17 protein-coding genes and 2 tRNA genes are annotated in these 21043 nt (G+C 43.4%); 11 read left to right on the top strand and 8 right to left on the bottom strand.

Annotation, left to right across the window (positions count from 1 at the left end; all coding sequences use genetic code 11):
- Nucleotides 1-56: 56 nt before the first annotated feature.
- Both NG55_RS14825 and NG55_RS14820 read right to left on the bottom strand, forming a co-directional pair.
- A complete protein-coding gene (locus tag NG55_RS14825) occupies nt 57-1490 on the bottom strand; it encodes a DUF2252 domain-containing protein (protein WP_065343681.1) in 1434 nt (477 codons plus the stop codon).
- Between the two features lie 131 nt (nt 1491-1621).
- On the bottom strand, nt 1622-2272 hold the full coding sequence (locus tag NG55_RS14820) for an HAD family hydrolase (RefSeq protein WP_065343680.1): 651 nt from the start codon (nt 2270-2272) through the stop codon (nt 1622-1624).
- 184 nt (nt 2273-2456) lie between these two features.
- Here NG55_RS14820 and NG55_RS14815 point away from each other — a divergent pair, with 184 nt between their 5' ends.
- On the top strand, nt 2457-2933 hold the full coding sequence (locus NG55_RS14815) for an RNA pyrophosphohydrolase (RefSeq protein ID WP_004656060.1): 477 nt from the start codon (nt 2457-2459) through the stop codon (nt 2931-2933).
- A 93-nt stretch (nt 2934-3026) separates the two neighbouring features.
- On the top strand, nt 3027-5321 hold the full coding sequence (gene ptsP / locus NG55_RS14810) for a phosphoenolpyruvate--protein phosphotransferase (RefSeq protein ID WP_016542404.1): 2295 nt from the start codon (nt 3027-3029) through the stop codon (nt 5319-5321).
- A gap of 77 nt (nt 5322-5398) precedes the next feature.
- Here ptsP and NG55_RS14805 read toward each other — a convergent pair whose 3' ends face one another.
- Nucleotides 5399-5848: a hypothetical protein gene (locus NG55_RS14805; protein ID WP_065343714.1), complete on the bottom strand. Its 450-nt coding sequence runs from the start codon at nt 5846-5848 to the stop codon at nt 5399-5401.
- 584 nt (nt 5849-6432) lie between these two features.
- Here NG55_RS14805 and NG55_RS14800 point away from each other — a divergent pair.
- The 3 genes from NG55_RS14800 (at nt 6433) to NG55_RS14790 (ending at nt 8890) form a co-directional block, all read left to right on the top strand.
- Nucleotides 6433-7953 (top strand): catalase, encoded by a 1521-nt coding sequence (locus NG55_RS14800; RefSeq protein ID WP_016542402.1) that lies wholly within the window; start codon nt 6433-6435, stop codon nt 7951-7953.
- 92 nt (nt 7954-8045) lie between these two features.
- Complete coding sequence (locus NG55_RS14795; protein WP_023270876.1) at nt 8046-8486, top strand: thiol-disulfide oxidoreductase DCC family protein; 441 nt, start codon at nt 8046-8048, stop codon at nt 8484-8486.
- On the top strand, nt 8483-8890 hold the full coding sequence (locus NG55_RS14790; protein ID WP_065343679.1) for a DoxX-like family protein: 408 nt from the start codon (nt 8483-8485) through the stop codon (nt 8888-8890). Before NG55_RS14795 ends, NG55_RS14790 begins: the two co-directional genes overlap by 4 nt.
- Here the strand turns inward: NG55_RS14790 and NG55_RS14785 are convergent.
- The gene (locus tag NG55_RS14785) at nt 8877-9929 is read right to left on the bottom strand and encodes an MBL fold metallo-hydrolase (RefSeq protein ID WP_065343678.1); all 1053 of its coding nucleotides are present in this window, start codon (nt 9927-9929) and stop codon (nt 8877-8879) included. The two genes, NG55_RS14790 and NG55_RS14785, sit on opposite strands and share 14 nt — an antisense overlap.
- A gap of 390 nt (nt 9930-10319) precedes the next feature.
- Here NG55_RS14785 and NG55_RS14780 point away from each other — a divergent pair, with 390 nt between their 5' ends.
- Nucleotides 10320-11234 carry a LysR substrate-binding domain-containing protein gene (locus tag NG55_RS14780; protein WP_065343677.1) on the top strand — a complete coding sequence of 305 codons (915 nt, stop codon included), beginning with the start codon at nt 10320-10322 and terminating at the stop codon, nt 11232-11234.
- A gap of 51 nt (nt 11235-11285) precedes the next feature.
- Here the strand turns inward: NG55_RS14780 and NG55_RS14775 are convergent, their stop codons facing one another.
- The 4 genes from NG55_RS14775 to NG55_RS14760 form a co-directional block, all read right to left on the bottom strand.
- Complete coding sequence (locus NG55_RS14775) at nt 11286-11894, bottom strand: glutathione S-transferase family protein (protein ID WP_016542397.1); 609 nt, start codon at nt 11892-11894, stop codon at nt 11286-11288.
- 52 nt (nt 11895-11946) lie between these two features.
- Nucleotides 11947-12645 carry a helix-turn-helix transcriptional regulator gene (locus NG55_RS14770; protein ID WP_065343676.1) on the bottom strand — a complete coding sequence of 233 codons (699 nt, stop codon included), beginning with the start codon at nt 12643-12645 and terminating at the stop codon, nt 11947-11949.
- A gap of 75 nt (nt 12646-12720) precedes the next feature.
- On the bottom strand, nt 12721-13395 hold the full coding sequence (locus tag NG55_RS14765) for an HAD family hydrolase (RefSeq protein ID WP_016542395.1): 675 nt from the start codon (nt 13393-13395) through the stop codon (nt 12721-12723).
- Nucleotides 13392-14324: an RluA family pseudouridine synthase gene (locus NG55_RS14760; protein ID WP_016542394.1), complete on the bottom strand. Its 933-nt coding sequence runs from the start codon at nt 14322-14324 to the stop codon at nt 13392-13394. The genes NG55_RS14765 and NG55_RS14760 overlap by 4 nt, the downstream gene beginning before the upstream one ends.
- 432 nt (nt 14325-14756) lie before the next feature.
- Here NG55_RS14760 and NG55_RS21040 point away from each other — a divergent pair, with 432 nt between their 5' ends.
- From NG55_RS21040 to NG55_RS14740, 5 genes are all read left to right on the top strand, one after another.
- Nucleotides 14757-14903, top strand: a complete 147-nt coding sequence (locus tag NG55_RS21040; RefSeq protein WP_016542393.1) for a hypothetical protein — start codon at nt 14757-14759, stop codon at nt 14901-14903.
- Nucleotides 14904-15114: 211 nt separating this feature from the next.
- On the top strand, nt 15115-18471 hold the full coding sequence (locus NG55_RS14755; RefSeq protein ID WP_023270881.1) for an Rne/Rng family ribonuclease: 3357 nt from the start codon (nt 15115-15117) through the stop codon (nt 18469-18471).
- A 196-nt stretch (nt 18472-18667) separates the two neighbouring features.
- Nucleotides 18668-20509 carry a long-chain-acyl-CoA synthetase gene (locus NG55_RS14750; RefSeq protein WP_016542391.1) on the top strand — a complete coding sequence of 614 codons (1842 nt, stop codon included), beginning with the start codon at nt 18668-18670 and terminating at the stop codon, nt 20507-20509.
- Nucleotides 20510-20683: 174 nt separating this feature from the next.
- Nucleotides 20684-20759 (top strand) — tRNA-Lys (locus NG55_RS14745).
- A 120-nt stretch (nt 20760-20879) separates the two neighbouring features.
- Nucleotides 20880-20955, top strand: a tRNA-Lys gene (locus NG55_RS14740).
- Nucleotides 20956-21043: the final 88 nt, after the last annotated feature.

The following is a 21043-nucleotide window of genomic DNA, read 5'->3' as shown; positions in this document are numbered from 1 at the left end:
TTCTCTTTTTCTCTCAAATCAAGACTATTCTTCTATCTGTTCTAACAGGCCTATGATTAAAGGACATCATCGCCAGCGAGCTGAATCTTAGCATCTGCTACCGCATTCATAAATTGCTGATAGTCATTGAAATTACGTTCAGCTGACTGGGTCGCATAATCCTGTAAAACTTCAACGATGGTACTGCCTTCACCTAAATATCCCATCAATACATCCGCATTGCTGGCTTTGGCATGTGCATGGGCTAAAGCGAGACCACAGCTTTCCGCATATTCATAAAAATATTCATCATCCATATCAGTAAGATCAACCGAAATTTTCATATCTCGTAACTGACGCACATGGAAATCTTGTTGTAAGCTGGAAAAGCCCAAGAAAATATCACTAGCCGCTTGCATCAATTGCTGTCCATGAATCACTCGCTCGCCTTCATGCTCAACCTTATCTTTAAATAGCGGACTCAGAATTGAAGGGGTGGCTTCTTTCATTTGTAAAATCAATGGTTCACGGTCTGCATCTTCAAATAAGGCAATCGCTGAACGGGTTCCGACACTACCGACCCCCACCACTTTCAGCGCTACATCGGTCCGTTGATAACGATCAAACAACACCTGTCGATCAAATTTCAATGAATCTCGATATCGTAGAAAGAATTCATCGACCTGCTGAGCAAAAGGTTCATCGGCTTTGGGATGCCACAGCAAAGGAGCATCATCAATAAAATGTCTAAACCCAGTTTCAGCATCTTGTTGAGTGAGCTTTGGTAATACTGAATGCGCATTACGTTTTTGAGCTGAATCTAAATGCTTGGCGCGTTTCTTCCTGAGTTTTCGGCATTCCGTGTTCTCTAATAAAGTCGTGGCATCGACCTTTTCATACCAAACTTGCAATGGTGATAAGGCCATATTTTCAAGCAAGTGTTTGCGGTAGCTATTCAGCATGGTTTTAATGGCTTTTAAACCACTGCGCTCTCCCAAGCCAATGTCTTTGGCCGCAATCACAAAACTGGTCACCAGACGTTTTAAATCCCACTCAAATGGCGCAACCAAGGTCTCATCAAAGTCATTGATACCGAATAACAGGTTACGTTCAGGACTGGCAAAACCGCCAAAGTTACTTAAATGGCAATCGCCACAAATTTGCTGAAACAAGCCAGAATTGTATTGTTCCCATGCTTGGTCAAACAGCATCAATGCAGGCATTCCACGATAGAACGTAAATGGCGAGACACTCATCCGCTTGGCACGAATCGGCTGTAATTGTGCTAGGCGTCCTTGATTGCTCCAATCATAAAGTGTTAACGCCGTGGTACCTTTGGGGCGTACTGAAAGTTGAGCCAAGTTTTCACGTGGAACTTTTTTTCGTTGTGTCTTACCTAATTGAAAGCCTTCGCTTTTGCTCAATAGCTTGCCTTGATAACGATGTCGTGTGAGATCAATACTCTCTGCGGTCCAGAGTTGTTTTGGTAATTTTATTTGTTGTTTTGGCATAACACCCCCTATAAATCCAGTAGTGTTATAGCAATAATTTGAGTGAATACGATAATAATTTTTTTAATTCGATTTAGAACACTGCCAAATATTCCATTTCATCCGGACATATTTGGCAGCAAATCAAAACTTTAGATCGACCAGTCTTGAATGTCCCAAGCCTGTTCCTGCGCTAGCTTTTCTAAACGGTCATCTGGATTGACCGCAATTGCATGGGTGGCATATTCCAGCAAGAAACGGTCGTTGATTGAATCAGAATAGGCCCATGACTCGGTCACGGAGCGACCAGCCAACCACTGATCCAGACGCGCAAGCTTGCCTTTTTGATAACACGGAATCCCTGTCACCTTGCCCGTATATTGTCCATCCACCACTTCTGCACTGGTGGCTATAATCTCGGTAATGCCAAATTCACGGAAAATCGGTGCGGTAATAAAGTCACTGGTGGCGGTGATGCCGACAATGGCATGACCAAGATCTTGATGTTTTTTAATCGCCTCAAAACCTTTAGGGCGCATTTGTGGACGAATCACCTTTTGCATAAACAACTGATGTAACTCAGTTAAATAGGCATTGTCGTGTTTGGTCAGAAATTCGAATACAAATTCATTATAGGCAATCGGGTCAAGCTGTCCCGCTTTATAGTCTTCATAAAACTTGTCATTCATTTGACGATGATGAACTGGATCAACCAAAGCCTCATTGACCAAAAACTCTCCCCAAGAATGGTCAGAATCGGTATTTAACAGCGTATGATCTAAATCAAACAAAGCCAATTGCATAGAATTTCTCGTTTAAACTGAAAATTAAGAAAAAAAATGTAAATCTATCTCCGCTAGTCGATAGAAATTCGTTAAGATCATAGCAATTTTTAAACATTTTACTTTGACCTTTTTCGAGTTGGACAAGAAGAGTGACTGTCCCCGAGATCAAAGTCAACGATATAGACAAAATTTAGGTAGCCAAATGATCGACTCAGAAGGTTTCCGACCCAACGTCGGGATCATTTTGGCAAACGATGACGGACAAGTTTTATGGGCAAAGCGCATTGGTCACAATGCTTGGCAATTTCCACAAGGAGGGATCCAATTTGGTGAAACCCCTGAGCAGGCACTTTTTCGTGAACTGAGAGAAGAAGTCGGTTTATTGCCCGAACACGTCCAAATTATAGCGCAAACAAAAGGTTGGCTGCGTTATCGTTTGCCACATCGGTACATTCGGTCAGATTCAGATCCGGTATGTATTGGACAAAAGCAAAAATGGTTTTTACTGAAGTTAACGGCATCGCCCCATCATATTCAGTTAAACCTATCAGACCCACCCGAGTTCGATGAATGGCAATGGGTGAGTTACTGGTACCCATTGGGTCAAGTGGTCAACTTCAAACGTGATGTTTACCGTAAAGCCATGATGGAATTATGTTTACAACTACCTCAGCGTTAATTGTCAAAGAATCATCACTTTAAGCAATGATTTTTGACAAGAGAGCTGTTATAACTAGGCCTATAACGATTCAATAAATTGGAGTAAACATCCATGTCAAACATGCAACTCGACACGCTTAGACGCATTGTGCAAGAAATCAATGCGTCCGTCAGTTTGCATGATTCCTTGGACATTATGGTCAATCATGTGGCCGATGCCATGCATGTCGATGTCTGTTCAATTTATTTATTGGACGAGCGTAATCGTCGCTACGTGTTAATGGCCTCTAAAGGATTAAAAGCTGAGGCAGTTGGCACCGTATCGCTCAGTGTCGGTGAAGGCTTGGTTGGCTTGGTGGGGCAACGTGAAGAAATTGTTAACTTAGACAATGCGCCCAAACACGAACGCTTTGCCTATTTGCCTGAAACAGGTGAAGAACTATTTAACTCCTTCCTTGGCGTTCCTGTCATGTATCGCCGTAAGGTGATGGGCGTATTAGTCGTTCAAAATAAAGAATCACAAGACTTCAGTGAAGCGGCGGAATCCTTTTTGGTGACTTTGTGTGCACAACTCTCAGGGGTAATCGCCCATGCACATGCGGTCGGCAATATTGATGTATTCCGTAAACCTAGCAACGGGCCAAGCTATAAAACCTTCCAAGGGGTATCGGGTGCTGGCGGTGTGGCTCTCGGTCGTGCCATCGTACTTTATCCCCCTGCTGATCTCGCTGCAATTCCTGATCGTGAAGCCGAGGACATCAGCGATGAATTGGAATTACTCGATCAAGCCATTGCAGCAGTACGTTTAGAGATACAATCGCTTGATGACAAAATGCAAGATTCACTGATGTCAGAAGAGCGTGCGCTGTTCAGCGTATTCTTGCGCATGTTAGATGAAAATGCCTTACCAAGCGAAATTAAAGACCATATTCGTGCAGGCAGTTGGGCACAAGGTGCTGTACGTAAAGTCATCGATAAACATGTGGCGCTGTTTGCACAAATGGAAGATGACTATCTGCGTGAACGTGTCTCTGATCTGAAAGATCTTGGCCGCCGAATCTTGGCTTGCTTGCAAGAAAATGATACCAGTCACCGTGAACTCAGCCCAGACAGCATTTTGATTGGCGAAGAGATCAGTACCGCAGCCTTGGTCGAATTACCCGTCGATAATATCGCAGCGATTGTCACTTCTGAAGGCGCTGCCAACTCGCACATGGTCATCGTTGCACGTGCTTTGGGCATTCCAACTGTGGTCGGGGTAACCGAATTACCGATTACCACACTCGATGATATCGAGATGATTGTAGATGCTTATCAAGGGCGTGTTTTCGTCAATCCACCACGTCGTCTACGTCAGCGCTATAAAGAAGTTCAAAAAGAAGAAGAGCAAATCGCCAAAGATTTGAAGCAATACGAAACCAAAGATGCAATTACCCCAGATGGTGTATCCATTCCTTTATTCGTCAATACCGGTTTGATGATTGATGTGGTTCGTGGTGTACAACGTGGCGCCAAAGGTGTGGGACTCTATCGTAGTGAAATTCCATTCATGCTACGTGAACGCTTCCCTGGTGAAGAAGAACAACGTGCCATTTACCGCCAACAGCTTAGCCATTTTGCCAACAAGCCTGTGATCATGCGTACCCTTGATATTGGTGCGGATAAAGACCTTCCTTATTTCAGTATTGAAGAAGAAAATTCGGCTTTGGGTTGGCGTGGCTTACGCTTTACGCTGGATCATCCTGAAATTTTTTCTGCACAAATTCGTGCCATGCTCAAAGCCAGTATTGGCCTAAATAATTTACACATTTTATTGCCGATGGTGACCAGCGTCAGTGAGGTTGAAGAAGTACTCTATCTCTTAGAACGTGACTGGATTGCAGTACAAGAAGAAGAGCAAGTCAAAATCACCAAACCGAAAATCGGCATCATGGTCGAAGTACCGAGTGTGCTGTTACAGATTGATGAATTTGCCGAACTGGTTGATTTCTTCTCGGTGGGTTCTAACGATTTAACCCAGTACTTATTGGCAGTCGATCGGAATAACCCACATGTCGCCAACGTTTATTCACATTTCCACCCATCAGTACTACGTGCCTTAAAGCGCTTAGTTGAAGATTGTCATATCCATCAAAAACCAGTTAGTGTTTGTGGTGAAATGGCGGGAGATCCGCTGTCGGCCATTCTATTGATGGCAATGGGCTTCAATACTTTATCGATGAGCTCAAGCAATATTCTGAGAGTCCGCAAAGCGATTTGCCATGTCCCAATGAGTGATGCCAAAAAACTCTTGGATGATGTACTGCAAATGAATAACCCACTGGTGATTAAAAGCTGGTTGGAACATTATTTCAAAACTCACGGCTTGGCGGATATGGTCAAATCCAATCGCATGCTCAATGTCTAAAATAGATATTTCGCTGTAAAACCAAGTATAAAAAAGGGCGACTCGTTCAACACCGTCGCCCTTTTCAATACATCTCTTTATTTTGCTGAACGCAGGTAAATCTGCTGTTTAGCACCATTCAAACTCACGCTTGGAAATTGACGATCATAATCAATCACGATGGCATCTTTACCTGTTAAATTTTTGGCATCTGATTCCCAAGTCACATAGTATTTGATTTTAGCATCATCACGGACTGGTGGCTGAATGCGCTGACGGTGATCCGCTGGGACGGTAAAATCAACGCTAAATGGTACTTGAGAGATTGCAACTTTTTTCTGTTGAATCAAGGTTGCTGGAACATCCGCGATCTGACTGTCCACGGCATATAAACTTACGGTGCCCTGTTGCGGAGTTACGGCATAACTACCTTGACCCACAAACTCAACCTTCAAGGAATTTGCTTTAGTCTCATCTTTTTGTGGCATGGAAGTACAACCTGCTAAAACAGTTAAAGACAACCCGAAACCTAATGCTAGTTTTTTCATTTTTTTAATCTCTTTAAAGATAATCCAAAATAACATAGCAAACGTTAAAATATGAAAGCTTTACATATTTTCTACTCAGCTTTCGATGTCAGAAACCCCAAGCAATTGATTAACTTTTATACACAACAAAAACCATAACAGAAACCGTTCTGGGCCTTTTTACATAACTCCAACAGGTAAAGGCGCTATTTTTCAGCAAAAATGGTGGCTCTCAAATTTAATTAATCTAGCGTCCGATTCAGTTTTCGTTAAAACCAAGCAAAGTAGTAAGTCTTTATTTTTAAATTATCTTTTATCTTTTTTTAACAATTTTTATATCCACAAATACGCAGCTCATGTTTAAGATTTAGACAGCTTCAATCGAATAAAGCATTTATGACATCAACTTTAATCCATTGGAAAAAAAGCTTTCATCAACCTAGAGTAAAAATACAAAGGATGTGAACTTGATCATTATAAATCGCACTTAGGCATCTGATATTTCGATACCCAATTTGCACATGAGACAGTTAAGCATTCATATCTTTGAACGGTCAAACAATTGAGGTGACCTAGCTCACAGGTCATCTTGATGGAGATAGAATATGAGCCAAGACGATAAAAAATGTCCTTATAGCCACTTAACCACTGATTTTGGTGCACCTGTGGTTGATAACCAAAATAGTATGACCGCTGGCGCTAGAGGACCGTTATTAGCCCAAGATTTATGGCTAAATGAAAAACTTGCCAACTTTGTCCGTGAAGTGATTCCTGAGCGCCGTATGCATGCTAAAGGTTCTGGTGCATTTGGTACATTCACCGTCACCCATGATATTACGCAATATACCCGCGCTAAAATCTTTAGCGAAATTGGTAAAAAAACCGAGATGTTCGCGCGCTTTACCACGGTTGCAGGTGAACGCGGTGCAGCAGATGCAGAACGAGACATTCGTGGTTTTGCTTTAAAATTTTATACCGAAGAAGGTAACTGGGATATGGTGGGAAATAACACCCCTGTATTCTTCTTGCGTGACCCGCGTAAATTCCCTGATTTAAATAAGGCCGTTAAGCGCGATCCTAAAACCAACCTACGTAGCGCAACCAATAACTGGGATTTCTGGACTTTACTACCCGAAGCGTTACATCAAGTGACCATCGTGATGTCTGATCGTGGTATTCCTGCAAGCTATCGTCATATGCATGGTTTTAGTAGCCATACCTACAGCTTCATTAATGCTGCCAATGAACGTTTCTGGGTAAAATTCCACTTTAGAACGCAACAAGGGATTAAAAACTTAACCGATGCAGAAGCTGGTGAATTGGTGGGTCAAGATCGTGAAAGTCATCAGCGTGATTTATTTGATGCGATTGAACGTCAAGACTATCCAAAATGGACGCTTTTCGTGCAAATCATGCCCGAGCAAGATGCCGAGAAAGTTCCGTATCACCCATTCGATCTAACCAAAGTATGGCCTCACGGTGATTATCCACTGATTGAAGTTGGTGAATTTGAACTAAATCGAAATTCTGAGAACTTCTTCTTGGATGTTGAACAATCTGCTTTTGCTCCAAGTAACCTAGTACCAGGCATTAGTGCTTCTCCAGACCGTATGTTACAGGCACGCCTGTTTAACTATGCCGATGCACAACGCTATCGCTTGGGTGTGAATTATCAACAAATTCCAGTCAATGCTGCACGCTGCCCTGTACATAGTAATCACCGTGATGGCCAAGGCCGTACCGATGCCAACTATGGCGGCTTACCACACTACGAACCAAACAGCTTTGGTCAATGGCAAGAGCAACCTCAGTACAAAGAACCGCCATTAAAAATTAATGGTGATGCTGATTTCTGGGATTACCGTGAAGATGATAATGACTACTTCAGCCAACCACGTGCCTTGTTCGAATTGATGACACCTGAACAACAAGATGCATTATTTGGTAATACGGCTCGTGCCATGGGTGATGCCTTAGACTTCATCAAGTATCGTCATATCCGTAATTGCTATGCTTGCCATCCTGCTTATGGTGAAGGTGTAGCGAAAGCATTAGGCATGACCGTTGCAGATGCTCAAGCTGCTCGTGAAACCGATCCAGCCCGTCATTTACCTAGTTTTCTGTAAACCTTAAATATTGAAATAAAAAGCCATCCTCGGATGGCTTTTTTAATGCAGTTGAGTGACAATTTATTCAACACCCAATTAGAACAATAAATATGCTGAAATCATTAGAACACCTAATCCAAAACCATGACATTATTCTGTTTGATGCAGAGTGCGTGCTATGCTCAGCTTGGGCAGATTTTATGATCAAGCATGATCCACACTGCCAATTCAAACTGGTCTCGGTGCAATCCAATCTGGGGCAGCAGTTATTAACGCGATATCACTTCCCAACTGACCAGATTGAAACCATGCTGTTACTAGAAAAAGGTCAATGCTATACCGAATCGACGGCCTTTCTTCGTATTATGCAGCGACTGAATTTCCCTTATCGCAGCTTGAAATATGCCCGTCTTGTGCCTCAAGCCATCCGAGATTTTGCTTATCGCCGTATCGCCTTAAATCGCTATCGCCTGTTTGGTAAAACTGAACAATGCTATGTCGTGACCCCAGATATTCAGCAGCATTTTCTCGTGGATGAAATTGTCACATGAACAGCGAAAACCAAACCATTCAGCAGATCTTAAGGTTTTCTCAGTGGGTGATTGCCAGCCTTTGGATGTATCAGGGCCTGATTCCCAAGTTAATTTTTCAGGTGCAAGATGAGCACTATGTTTGGCAGCAACTCAATATCGCTCCATCATATATTGCTTGGATGATTTCACTTTCAGGTCTCGCCGAAATCATTTTTGGTAGTCTTTTTTTATGGATGCAACATAAATATCTGCACGGGCTCAACATCATCAGCCTGATTGGCTTATTGATTGTCGTTTTAGTGATTTATCCAGACAAGATCTATCAGGCGTTCAATCCTGTGGTCATGAATATTGCATTGGCAAGTCTTTCGGTGATTTCACTGTGGTGTATCAAAGCACTACAAAACGCTAAGCCCGAATAAAGTGCCCTTCACGAATACAATAAAATGGATTCACCAATTTTGAAGACGATTTCATGGCTTGCTGCAGTTCATGTTCAGGCGCATCACGATCTTCATCCGTAAGCTGGAAGGTACGGTAATGTATCGCCAAAGAACGATGGGCATGCAGATCTAAATGGGCATGAAAAGCATCTTGCGGATTCATATGCACATAACGCATCAGCAAGCGTGGCTCATATGCTCCGATCGGCAATAACGCCACTCGCGCGTCACCATAACGTTCATGGATCTGTTTAAAGTGGGTGGAATAGCCGGTATCACCCGCAAAGAAACAATGGCCTGTTTTGGCGAGTAGGGAGAAACCGCCCCACAAAGCCCGATTTTGATCTCTCACCCCACGCCCAGAAGTATGCTGCGCAGGTGTATACGCGATCTTCAACTCATCATGAAACGGAATTTCCTGCCACCAATCCATTTCAATCACATGTAAATGCTTAGGTAAATAATAGCCATTGCCCAAGCCCGTATAAATCGGCATTTCGAATTTCTGATGTAACCATTCTAAAGTTGCCAAATCCATATGATCATAATGATTGTGGCTTAACAACACCCCATGAATGCTTGGCAAATGCTCTAAGGCAATTCCCGCAGGACAGACACGGCGTGGGCCATTGCCCTGTTTCGGACTGACATACTCACACCAGACGGGATCGGTCAGGAAATTATAAGGACCGATCTGAATAAGCACCGTGGCATGTCCCACAAACCAAATTTGCCAGTCATTCAAATCGGCATGTGGTCGATTTTGCGGCAGTTCCAGCATGTGATTACGCAAAGTCCATTCATGTGAACGGTCTACATTCCAAGTATAAGACTGCCGTGTCGCCAGCCACTTTAACAATCCTTTACGATCAAATGGGGTTAAGGGTTTCTGTAAATTATAAAAACGGTCAATGCCACAATGGTCAGAAGCCTCATGTGGAAAAGGAGGTTTCCCCCAAGTATGGCTCAAGCAAGATTGTGTCGGCAATTGGTAGGTTAATGTCGGCTTATCTTTCATGTAGGTCTTCTTTGGTGGAATCTCATCGCATGAGGTGAATGGTTTGGTATACCGTTTAGGTCATGGACTATTTTTTAATGCGATCGCCTTTTAAATCGTAATGATTTTTTTAGGATTCTCGTTTTATTCCAGTTTCTAACATCGGTCTTTGATCCTAACATAAGCTTATGCCATATGTTGATTTTCTCTCGCTGAGTCAACACAATTTTACCGAACTAATAAGGCATAATGACAATTCAGTCCCAAGTAGAAATAACTCATTTTTGCTATTTTTTATATTTTAGAAAAAAGCATATTGTATATAAAACAAGCTTAGATATAATGCGGCAACAGTATGATTTTCTCACTATCATAAGCAAAACAATAATAAAACATTCTTGGACCCGTCTTATGGAATTACGTCATTTACGCTATTTCATTACCGTCGCTGAGGAGCTGAGTTTCAGTAAAGCAGCACTCAAACTACACACGTCTCAGCCCTCTCTCAGTCAGCAAATCAAAGACCTCGAAGATGATGTTGGTGTGCAACTGTTACATCGCACCAAACGTAAAGTTGAACTAACCGATGAAGGTCAGGTTTTCCTCGAACAAGCTCGCCTGACGCTCACACAGGCAGACAAAGCGGTGACCATGGCACGACAGGTGGCTGCGGCCAAAGTGCAATGCTTAAAAATCGGTTTTGTGCCCTCTGCCGAGATTCGGATTTTTCCTTATATCTTGCCACGTTTAAGAGTCCGCCTGCCCAAACTGCAAATTCGAACGCTCAATCTCAAAGAAAGCGATCAAATCAATAAGCTTAAAAAAGGCGATTTAGACCTGATTTTTATTAATCAAAAATTTGAAAATGAAGCATTTGTAAGTCAATTGGTCCTCAAAGAAGCTTTAGTATTTATGCTGCCCAAACAACATCCTTTAGCACAGCATGCAGAGATCAACATTGCCCAATTACAGGACTTACCTCTGACCATTTTAACCCACAAGCTGTCTCAACCTTTGGCACGAATCATTACCCAATACATTAAACAGCAGCAAATTCATTTTCAAAGTATCGATGAAGCCAGCACCATTGCAGAGGCTATTCAAGCGGTGCATTCAGGGCATCGTTGTGCCATTTTACCGGCCTATATCCAAGCATTAGCCACTGACCAAATCGTCGTCAGACCGCTCAACCACCCGCTGCCCTGTCTAGATGTGTTTATCAGCTATCAAAAACAAGACCCAAGTGAGGCAACACAACAGTTCATTGAAGAGATTCAACGGGTATTTGCATTCGATCTCATCACCAATCTCAAACCAGAAGAGTAAATATAAAAAGCCGAACGAATCGGCTTTTTATTGGATGAGGAAACTTTCAGCTTAGGCGTTACTAAAAAATTCAGCAAATTTTTGATAGCTTGGTCTTTGTTTCATGTTGTCCAGATAATGCTCAATTGCAGGATGCGATTCGATCTCCCCCATTTTTAGCTGCCAAAATAACATGGCTGCAACCGTGACATCCGCGGCCGTAAACTGCTTGCCACATAAATAGGGATCAACTTCACTCAGTCCTTGCACAAAGGCATTGTAGGCATCCTGATAATCCCCATATCCAACAGAAGATTTTTGCTCAGGTGCGACATCCACACCGAGCATTTTATTGGTCGAAGCAGCTTCCCACGGCCCTGAAATAAAGAATAACCAACGATAATACACGCCACGCTTGGGGTCATTCAGTGCTGGTGCCAATCCTTTGTCCGCAAATTTATCCGCCAGATAAGCACAAATTGCATCCAGCTCATACACCACCACATCACCATCGACCAGCACAGGGACTTTGCCAAAAGGATTGATTTTCAGATATTCAGGCGTTTTCATCTCAGTTTGAAAAGCCACTTCGATACGCTCGCATTCAATGCCCAGTTCGATCAGCAACCAATCAACCACGACGCCACGCGAAAAATTATTGGTATAAAGTTGAAGAGCCATTTTGATATTTCCTTGGTGAGTTATTCTTATTTCAATGTAAGTGTTTTGATTGTCAGTTTTTGTCAGTAGTCGAACGACACACTTCCTGTGTCCACCAGCGTTGAAAGAGTTGTTGTTTGAATTGTGGGTACAGCTCCTGGCTCAGCACCAATTGCTGAATGCGATCAATTCTAAAATGACGAAAACCTTGACGTAATTCGCACCATGCTGCCAGTACAATTCGATCATTAAAATAACCCAATGCAAAAGGCCACAATGTACGGGAACTGACCCGTTGCTGCTCATCCGCATAATCGACAACAATTTTGACTTGCTGGCGGATGGCTAAGCGCACCTGCTCCACCAAAGCTTCATTTACAGGTAACCAGACATTGATTGACCTTAATGTCGTGTGTTCTAGCATGTGCTGGCAGCGCTCTGGCAAAACTGCATTCAGTTTGGCAAGCACAGCCGTTGAAGCCGACTTTAGGGCCAGATCAGGAATATCGTTCAACCAGTTCAGAGCCAAGAAAATCGCTTCGATTTCGGTTTCATTCAGTGTCATCGGTGGTAATAGGAAATCTTGTTTCAGCTGAAAACCCAATCCAGCTGCTGCATCAATACAAACGCCTTGCTCACGCAAGGTATCAATATCGCGATAGACACTACGCTGACTGATCTGTAAACGTTCTGCCAACACCTGCGCGGTCACCGGATAGCGATATTCTCTCAGCAGCTGTAATAGATTAAGTAAACGGATTGAACGACTCATACGATCCCTATTGTTATTATGAATGATGGGAATACGAACCCTCCCATCATTGTCGTTTCATCTGATTCGGATAAATTAACTCTCGGTTAAGGCAGCCACATTCAACACACTTTGCAAATAAGCATGTAGATCCTGCACATTGTGCGCAATGGTCAAGGGTTGATATTGCTGCAAGGTTTCAATGCTATGCACCCCATAACTGACCCCAATCCGTGGCATATTCAGATTTTGTGCCATTTCCAAGTCATAACTGGTATCCCCCACCATCACAGCACGGTCAGCAGTGACATCCATTTCAGTCAAAATTTCCTGCAACATCAATGGATCTGGCTTGGATTTGGTTTCACTGGCAGCACGGGTAATATCAAAGATCTCATCACTATTGGTTTGTGCCAAAACCCGATCTAGGCCTTTACGACTTTTGCCTGTTGCCACAGCAAGCTTTAAACCTTGCTGTTTTAAATCCGCGAGCAACTCTGCAACGCCGCTAAACCACGCATCCCCTTTGGAGTTTGCCACATAATGGTCTGCATAACATTGCAAAATATCTTGCTGTAAATGCGGAACTTGTGGAAACAGGATTTGCATGACTTCAGGCAAACCTAAGCCAATAATACTTTTTGCAGCTTCATCCGTCAGCGGTTGTTCAAATTGCTGTGCTGCGTATTGCAAGCTTGCTACGATTTGCCCAACCGAGTCGAATAAGGTGCCATCCCAATCAAAAATCACCAGTTCGATATTTTGACTCATTTCTGCTTTCTCAACTGATCGATCACCTGTTGCATATCTTCAGGCATGGGCGCTTCAATGCTTGGATAGTTTGGAATATCTAAACGCATCGCATGTAAGCACAAACGGCGGGCTTCTGGACCCGTATAGGCCGTATTATGACCATATTTATCATCCCCAACCAAAGGATGACCAATACTGAGACCATGCACACGGATTTGATGGGTACGACCCGAGAGTGGTGATGCATGCACCAAAGTCGCGGCTTTAAAACGTTCAACCACTTTCCAGTCCGTCTTGCTCGGCTTACCCTCTTTGGTCACACGAACACGACGCTCACCATTGGCCAGTTCATAACGCAATAAGGGTGCATCAATCATTTGCTGATCTAGGCTGACTTGACCTTTGACAATTGCGGCATAAGTTTTTTGAATCTTATGCTCACGCAATAAGTCTTGCAGTAATTTTAAAGTGCTGCGCTTTTTACTAATCATCACCAAACCAGAGGTATCACGGTCAATACGATGGATCAGCTCCAGATATTTTTTACCAGTTGCGGCACGCAAGGCTTCAATCAAGCCATAAGCCACACCACTGCCACCATGTACCGCAATCCCTGAGGGTTTATTGATCACCAACAGCCCTTCATCCTCATACACCACACGACTGAGTAAACTTTGCGCTACGCTATCGCTTACTGGAGCAGCCGTTTCATCCTTTTGTTCATAACGAATTGGTGCAACCCGAATCTGGTCGCCAATGTTCAATCGCGTTTCGGCTTTTATTCTTTTTTTGTTTACGCGTACTTGTCCTTCACGAATCAAACGATAGATTCGACTCTTCGGTACACCTTTTAATCGGGTAAATAAAAAATTATCTATTCGCTGCCCGTCTTGATGCTCATCCACGTCAAACCAAGTGACACTTTGCCATTGTTGTGTAGAATTCATACGCTCGATTAATCCAAGATTTGCTAAATATGATTAAAAAATGATCATTTAGCTAAGTTATTTCACAAGAAACCTAAACTTAGCCCATAGGCAGATGCTGCAAGGTTTGATATATTCAGCGCACGGATACCGCCGTAAGTGAGCATCAAATCAGAAATTTTATTTAGATAAAATTTTCAATCGATGAGATATTCACCAACAACTCGGATAGGTCCTAAAGAATTATGCCGACGCCGAAGGCTTATTATATCGGCAAAATGGCAAACTGTTGCGTTTAATTGTGCATCAGCACATACAGTTTGTTCAGAAAAAATATGTCGCCAGCAATTTGCTGGTTATTAAACGTAAACTGATCCACATCAGACAATTTGCTCCCTGATGTCGCATTCAGGCTAAAGCGTTGATGCATTGGAACTGCTAAGCAGAGATACGATGATCATTCCGTATCGAGACTTCCAGATGGATCGACTTCAATGCTTAATGACAGTGAAAGTCACCATCCAATGCACCGCTCACCCGCCAGTGAAGCGTACAGGAAACTTTGATTATGTCGGATCTAGTGATATTTCACAGATGTAAGACATGCCATGAAATATCAACGGATTCCAGATTGAAGCAATATTGCTGACATCGAAATAACCGTATCAGAGCCCACAGCTGGATATTTACAGTCAGTGGTTTCAGAGCGACCTACACAACGTTGCTTCTGAGTCTTGATCGCGCCAATGAGATGTTTGCTCAAAAATATTGGGCTTGTTGTTTGTGTGCATCACTATTAGGTGTCACACCCATGAAACGTATGTTGATTAATGCAACCCACGCCGAAGAAGTTCGCGTTGCACTTATCACTGGTAATCGTCTTTACGATTTCGATTTAGAGAATCGTACACGCGAACAAAAAAAATCAAATATCTATAAAGGTCATGTCACTCGCGTTGAACCGTCTTTAGAAGCGGTTTTCGTTGAGTACGGCGCACAGCGTCAAGGCTTTTTGTCTATGCGAGAAATTGCAAACTCGTATTTCAAAGCTGACCCTCGTCAAACTTCAAATATTCGTGAACTCATTACTGAAGGCACTGAATTACTGGTTCAAGTTGAAAAAGAAGAACGTGGCAACAAAGGTGCTGCGCTTTCAACCTTTATTTCGCTTGCAGGCCGTTACTTAGTTCTGATGCCGAACAATCCGAAAGGTGGCGGTATCAGCCGTCAAATTTCAGGTTCAGTACGTGAAGAACTGAAAGAAATTTTAGCCTCTTTAAATGTACCGCGTGGCATGAGCGTGATTGTTCGTACTGCGGGGATTGGCCGTACTCAAGAAGAGCTTCAACTCGACTTGCAACACTTACTTGACCTTTGGGCACAAATCCAAGGTTCAGCAAGCTCTGGGCCATCACCGATGTTGGTGCATCAAGAAGCAGGTGTGGTGACCCGTGCGATCCGTGATTATTTACGTGATGACGTAGCTGAAATCCTGATTGATAGCGAACAAGCCTATAACGAAGCGTATAATTTCGTAAAAGCAGTGATGCCACGTCAGTTAGACAAATTAAAAACCTATACCTTGAATGAGCCATTGTTTGCTCATTTTGGAATTGAAAGCCAAATCCAAACGGCTTATGAACGTGAAGTAAAACTGCCTTCTGGTGGTTCAATCGTCATCGACCAAACCGAAGCCTTGGTTTCAATCGATATTAACTCGGCGAAATCAACCCGTGGTCATGATGTTGAAGAAACGGCGTTAAACACCAACTTAGAAGCAGCCGAAGAAATCGCACGTCAACTGCGTTTACGTGATATCGGTGGCCTAGTTGTCATCGATTTCATCGACATGACCAAAGACCGTAACCAGCGTATGGTTGAAGCGAAATTACGTGAAGCGACACAAAGTGACCGCGCACGTATCCAATTCGGTCAACTGTCACGTTTTGGTCTGATGGAAATGAGCCGTCAGCGTTTACGTCCTTCTTTAGAAGAAGCCACAGGTTACGTTTGCCCACGCTGTCATGGTACGGGTATGGTGCGTGACTTACGTTCGTTGTCACTTTCAATCATGCGTAAGGTTGAAGAAATTGCTTTACGTGAACGCCAAGGTGAAGTTCAAGTTGAAGTGCCTGTTGAAATCGCAGCCTTCTTATTGAATGAAAAGCGTCACAGCCTAGTGTACTTAGAACAAACTTCAAATGTTCGTGTGACGGTATTACCGCACCCACACTTGGAAACACCACACTACCAAATCCAGTTCAATCCAGATGGTTTTGCACCTTCAAGTTATGAGCGTACTGAAGCCACTCGTTCTAGCGAAAAAGAATTGGGTTATGAGTCTTCAGACTGGCATTTGGAAGATGCAGAGCATCACCATGCGCCTGCTGCGCAAAACCAAGCTGCTGCACCACAGAAGAAAGGCGCTGCTCAGCAACAGGCCGCTCAAGCAAAACAAACTCAAGCAAGCACACAAAAGTCAGCTAGCCCTTGCGCTTGGTTAGAGAACCTATTTGTTCAAAAACAAGCTCAAACCACTGATCAATCCCGTTCTGCTCAAAATGCAGCCGCAGCGATTGAACAAATGGTGAATAACGGTGCGGTAAGCCGTGGCCAGTTTGGTCAAGTCAACGTGCCAGTTGTAGCTGAAACTGCTGCACCAGCAGCGACCGCAAACAATGCTTATATTTCACAAAATCCTGTGAAACAAGAAGCGCGTGAAACTTTTGAGAAAGACGAAAAATCTCATCGTCCAAATCAAAACCAGAAGAAGCGCAAGCACAAAGAACAGCGTGAACAACACGCACATGCACATGAACAACAAAATCAAGTGCATGAAGAAGTGGTTCAACTGTCACGCCAAGAACAGCGCCAAGAGCAACGTGAGTTAAAGCGTCAACAAAAACGCCAACAACCACAAGAGTCTCAAAACCAGCAACAACATCATGATGCTGCTCAAGGTCATGAGTCTGCGCCGTTGCCACGTCGTGACCGTAACCAGCAACGTCCAAATCGCCCAAATCGTCATCGCGATCAAAGCGTATTGAATGAAGCTCCTGCTGCAACTGAAGCACCAGCAAATCCACAACAAATCAAAGTGGATGTAGTCGATGCGCCACGTAGCGAACCAATGAACACAGCACTGGTTGTGAATATTGATCAAGGTCAAAGCGAAATTGTTGCATTGACGCCACAACAGACCAATGCGCCAGCTGCAAAAGCAGAAGTTGCAACAACTGTTGTAGAAAAAGCTGAGAAAAAACCTGTAACTCAAGCAGAACCCGTGGTTGCGAAAGAAGCACCTGCTGCTGCGGTAGAAGAGACTGCTCAAGCACCGGTGAAACGTGCCAGTAATGACCCACGTTCACGCCGTCGTCAACGTGGTCATCAATCAGCTCAGAAAGCAGTTGTTGTACCCAAAATTGCACCATCGCAAATTCCAGCGTTGGGTCAATACACCTTGGGTAGCTTGATTCGTCATGTTTACGGTGAAGATTGCACCATTTTGATTGAGCAATTTGGTTTGATCACTACGTTTAACCGTGCCCTACAAAAGTTTGCTGAACAATATGCAAGCTCTTTAGTGGTAGAAACAGCGGTTGAGGAAGAAAAGCGTCCTGTAACACGTGATGCTGAGCTTCCAAGTCAAAAGTCGACTGAAGAAGCTGAACCAGCGCCAGTGTTAGCATTAACACCACCTGAAGCTGCGGCTATTCGTGTTGCCAATGATCCACGTGAACGTCGTCGTTTGGCTAAACTTGCTGCGGAACAAGCGAAAGAAGCACATGTTGCATCGACTGCTGCTCCAGCAGCACCTGTTGAACACACTGAAACGCAAGAAGAAGTGAAACCAGCAGAAACAACGATTGTTGCAGAAGAAACGGCAGTAGCTGCACCTGAGCAACAACCCTTAGAACTTGCTAGTACTGAAGTTGTCGCAGAAGTTGCACCAGTTGAAGCTGAAGCCATTGAACCTGCTGTAATTGCTGAGGTTGAAGCCGTAACTGAAACCGTTGCAGAACCTGTTCAAGCTGCTAAAAAAGCTGAACAAAAGCCAGCAGCAACAGAAGCAGAACTTGAAGATGAAGCAGCGAAAGCGGAAAAAGAGAAATCTAGCCGCCCTCGTCGCCCGCGTGGCCGTCCACCTAAAAAAGCCACAGCTGAGTGAGTCATTTGCTAAATTGCACTCAATAAGGCGAAGCCTAGTCATTCCGATGACTAGGCTTTTTTGTTATTTTGTTAAAATTAGGTTGATTGCTCTAGGCACTTACCATTACAAAACAGCATCAACAACAATGGTGTGAATGGTTGTGTTCTAACGGATAGCCATTTCTTGGATTGATCGAAAAATAAACAGGATTGATATGAGCCAAACTACGCAGACCGATATAATTACTCTTGGTGATGTTGCTACTCGACTTCCAAACTTCATCACTAAAGTCCCTCATATCCTCAATGGTCTTAAACAAGCATATTTGCGAACACCAACGTCTCCCGCGGGTTTAGGTATTGCCTTTGAAAAAGCAGTCAAGCGCAACCCTCAAGGCATCGCACTGTTATTTGAAGATCAAAGCTATAGCTATCAAGCACTCAATGAATGGGCAAACCAAATTGCACATTACTATTTATCGCTTGGTGCAAAAAAAGGCGATGTGATTGCTGTGATGGTAGAAAACCGTCCTGAACTGATTGCCAGCATTGTAGCTTTGGCCAAAATCGGGGTCACGATTGCCCTCGTCAATACCTCACAGGTGGGTAAAGTACTTGCACACAGCATTAACTTGGTCAATCCAATTGCCGTAATTGCGGGTGAAGAAGTTCGTGCTGCCATTGATGAAGCACGTCAAGACTTGAAGGTCGCTCAAGATCGTTTTCACTGGTTTGCAGACCAAGAAACGCGTAAACATGCTGGTACAGCACCGCAAGGCTATGTGAATCTTGCCCAACAAATTGATCAATTTCCAAAATTCAATCCATCAACCACTCGTACTGTAAATGGCAAAGATGGATTGTTCTACATCTATACTTCAGGCACTACGGGCTTACCAAAGGCCGTAATTTTCACACATAGCCGCTGGACGCTCGCTTATGGCACCTATGGTCACATTCTCAATCTCGGTAAAGATGATGTGATGTACGTGACGCTCCCTCTTTACCATGCAACCGGTGTGGTGGTGTGTTGGTGCGGCGTGATTGCAGGTAGTGCCACATTGGCAGTACGCCGTAAATATTCAACCAGTGCGTTCTGGAAAGATGTGCAAAAGTTCAATGCTTCTGCGATTGGTTATGTCGGTGAATTGTGCCGCTATCTGATTGATGCGCCAGTTACAGAACAAGATCGTGCACATCGTGTGACCAAGATGATTGGTAATGGCATGCGTCCAAATATCTGGGGCAAGTTCAAAGAGCGTTTTGGTGTCGAAGAAGTGCTTGAACTTTATGCATCAAGCGAAGGCAACGTTGGTTTTAGCAACATCTTCAACTTTGACAATACGGTTGGCTTCTCTCCAACACCGTATGCAATCGTTGAATTCGACAAAGAAAAGAATGAACTGGTCCGCGATAAGAAAGGTTACTGTAAGAAAGTGAAGACTGGTGAAGTGGGCTTGCTGATTGGCAAAATCACCAGCCGCTCACCTTTCGATGGCTATACTGACCCAGAAAAAAACAAGTCAGTGATTTTGAAAGATGTGTTTACCCAAGGTGACTCCTATTTCAACACCGGTGACTTGGTGCGTGATATCGGCTTCCGCCATGCCCAGTTTGTGGATCGTTTAGGTGACACCTTCCGCTGGAAAGGCGAAAACGTTTCAACCACAGAAGTTGAAAATATGGTCTGTGAGTATGAAAAGATCGTAGAAGCAGTGGTTTACGGCGTTGAAATTCCAAATACCAACGGTCGCGCAGGTATGGCAGCGATTACCTTGGTTGATGGTGCGGCACTCAATGATGCAGATTTAACCGATATGGTCAATGTATTCAAAAAATGCTTACCTTCTTATGCGATTCCAGTGTTCTTACGTGTTCAAGAGAAAGTTGAAACCACAGGCACATTTAAATACCAGAAAAATAAACTGAAAGAAGATGGCTTTAATCCAAGCAAAACTTCTGAACGTTTACTGGTTTTATTACCAGGTGCAAGCAGCTACACTGATGTAAATACAGAGATCTTTGATAATATTCAGAGCTATCAGTACCGTTTCTAGTTTATTTTTTAGCTAAACAAGAGGAAATCGTGCTTTTTATAAACAATCATGCACATGTTTTTAAATTTCCTCTTGTGTTAGCTGAATAAGTTGCTAGAATACGCAACATCAAAACGAAGACGCATTTAGAACGAATTAGTTTTAATTGTGTGGCATGTTTAAACACTTGCTTATGGGTCGTTAGCTCAGCTGGTAGAGCAGCGGACTTTTAATCCGTTGGTCCCGCGTTCGAATCGCGGACGACCCACCATCTAATGTTTTGATAGTTTGTAAAATGTATTTTACAAATGCCTGTAAGAGGTTAAGCTACAGAAAATCATAGATTTTCTCTTGCGCTCAGGTAAAACGTTGTTTTACTTATCCTCGCTCAGGGTCGTTAGCTCAGCTGGTAGAGCAGCGGACTTTTAATCCGTTGGTCCCGCGTTCGAATCGCGGACGACCCACCAAATTCTAAAAAGCCTCATCATTGATGAGGCTTTTTTATTGTCTGCTCAATTTCTTTCAAAAAAATGACAGATTCATTTGAATGACTTT

This window comes from Acinetobacter gyllenbergii (assembly GCF_001682515.1).
Taxonomy (GTDB): Bacteria; Pseudomonadota; Gammaproteobacteria; order Pseudomonadales; family Moraxellaceae; genus Acinetobacter; species Acinetobacter gyllenbergii.
Note: the sequence above shows the minus strand (reverse complement) of the source record. Positions and strands in the feature narration are given on the sequence as shown.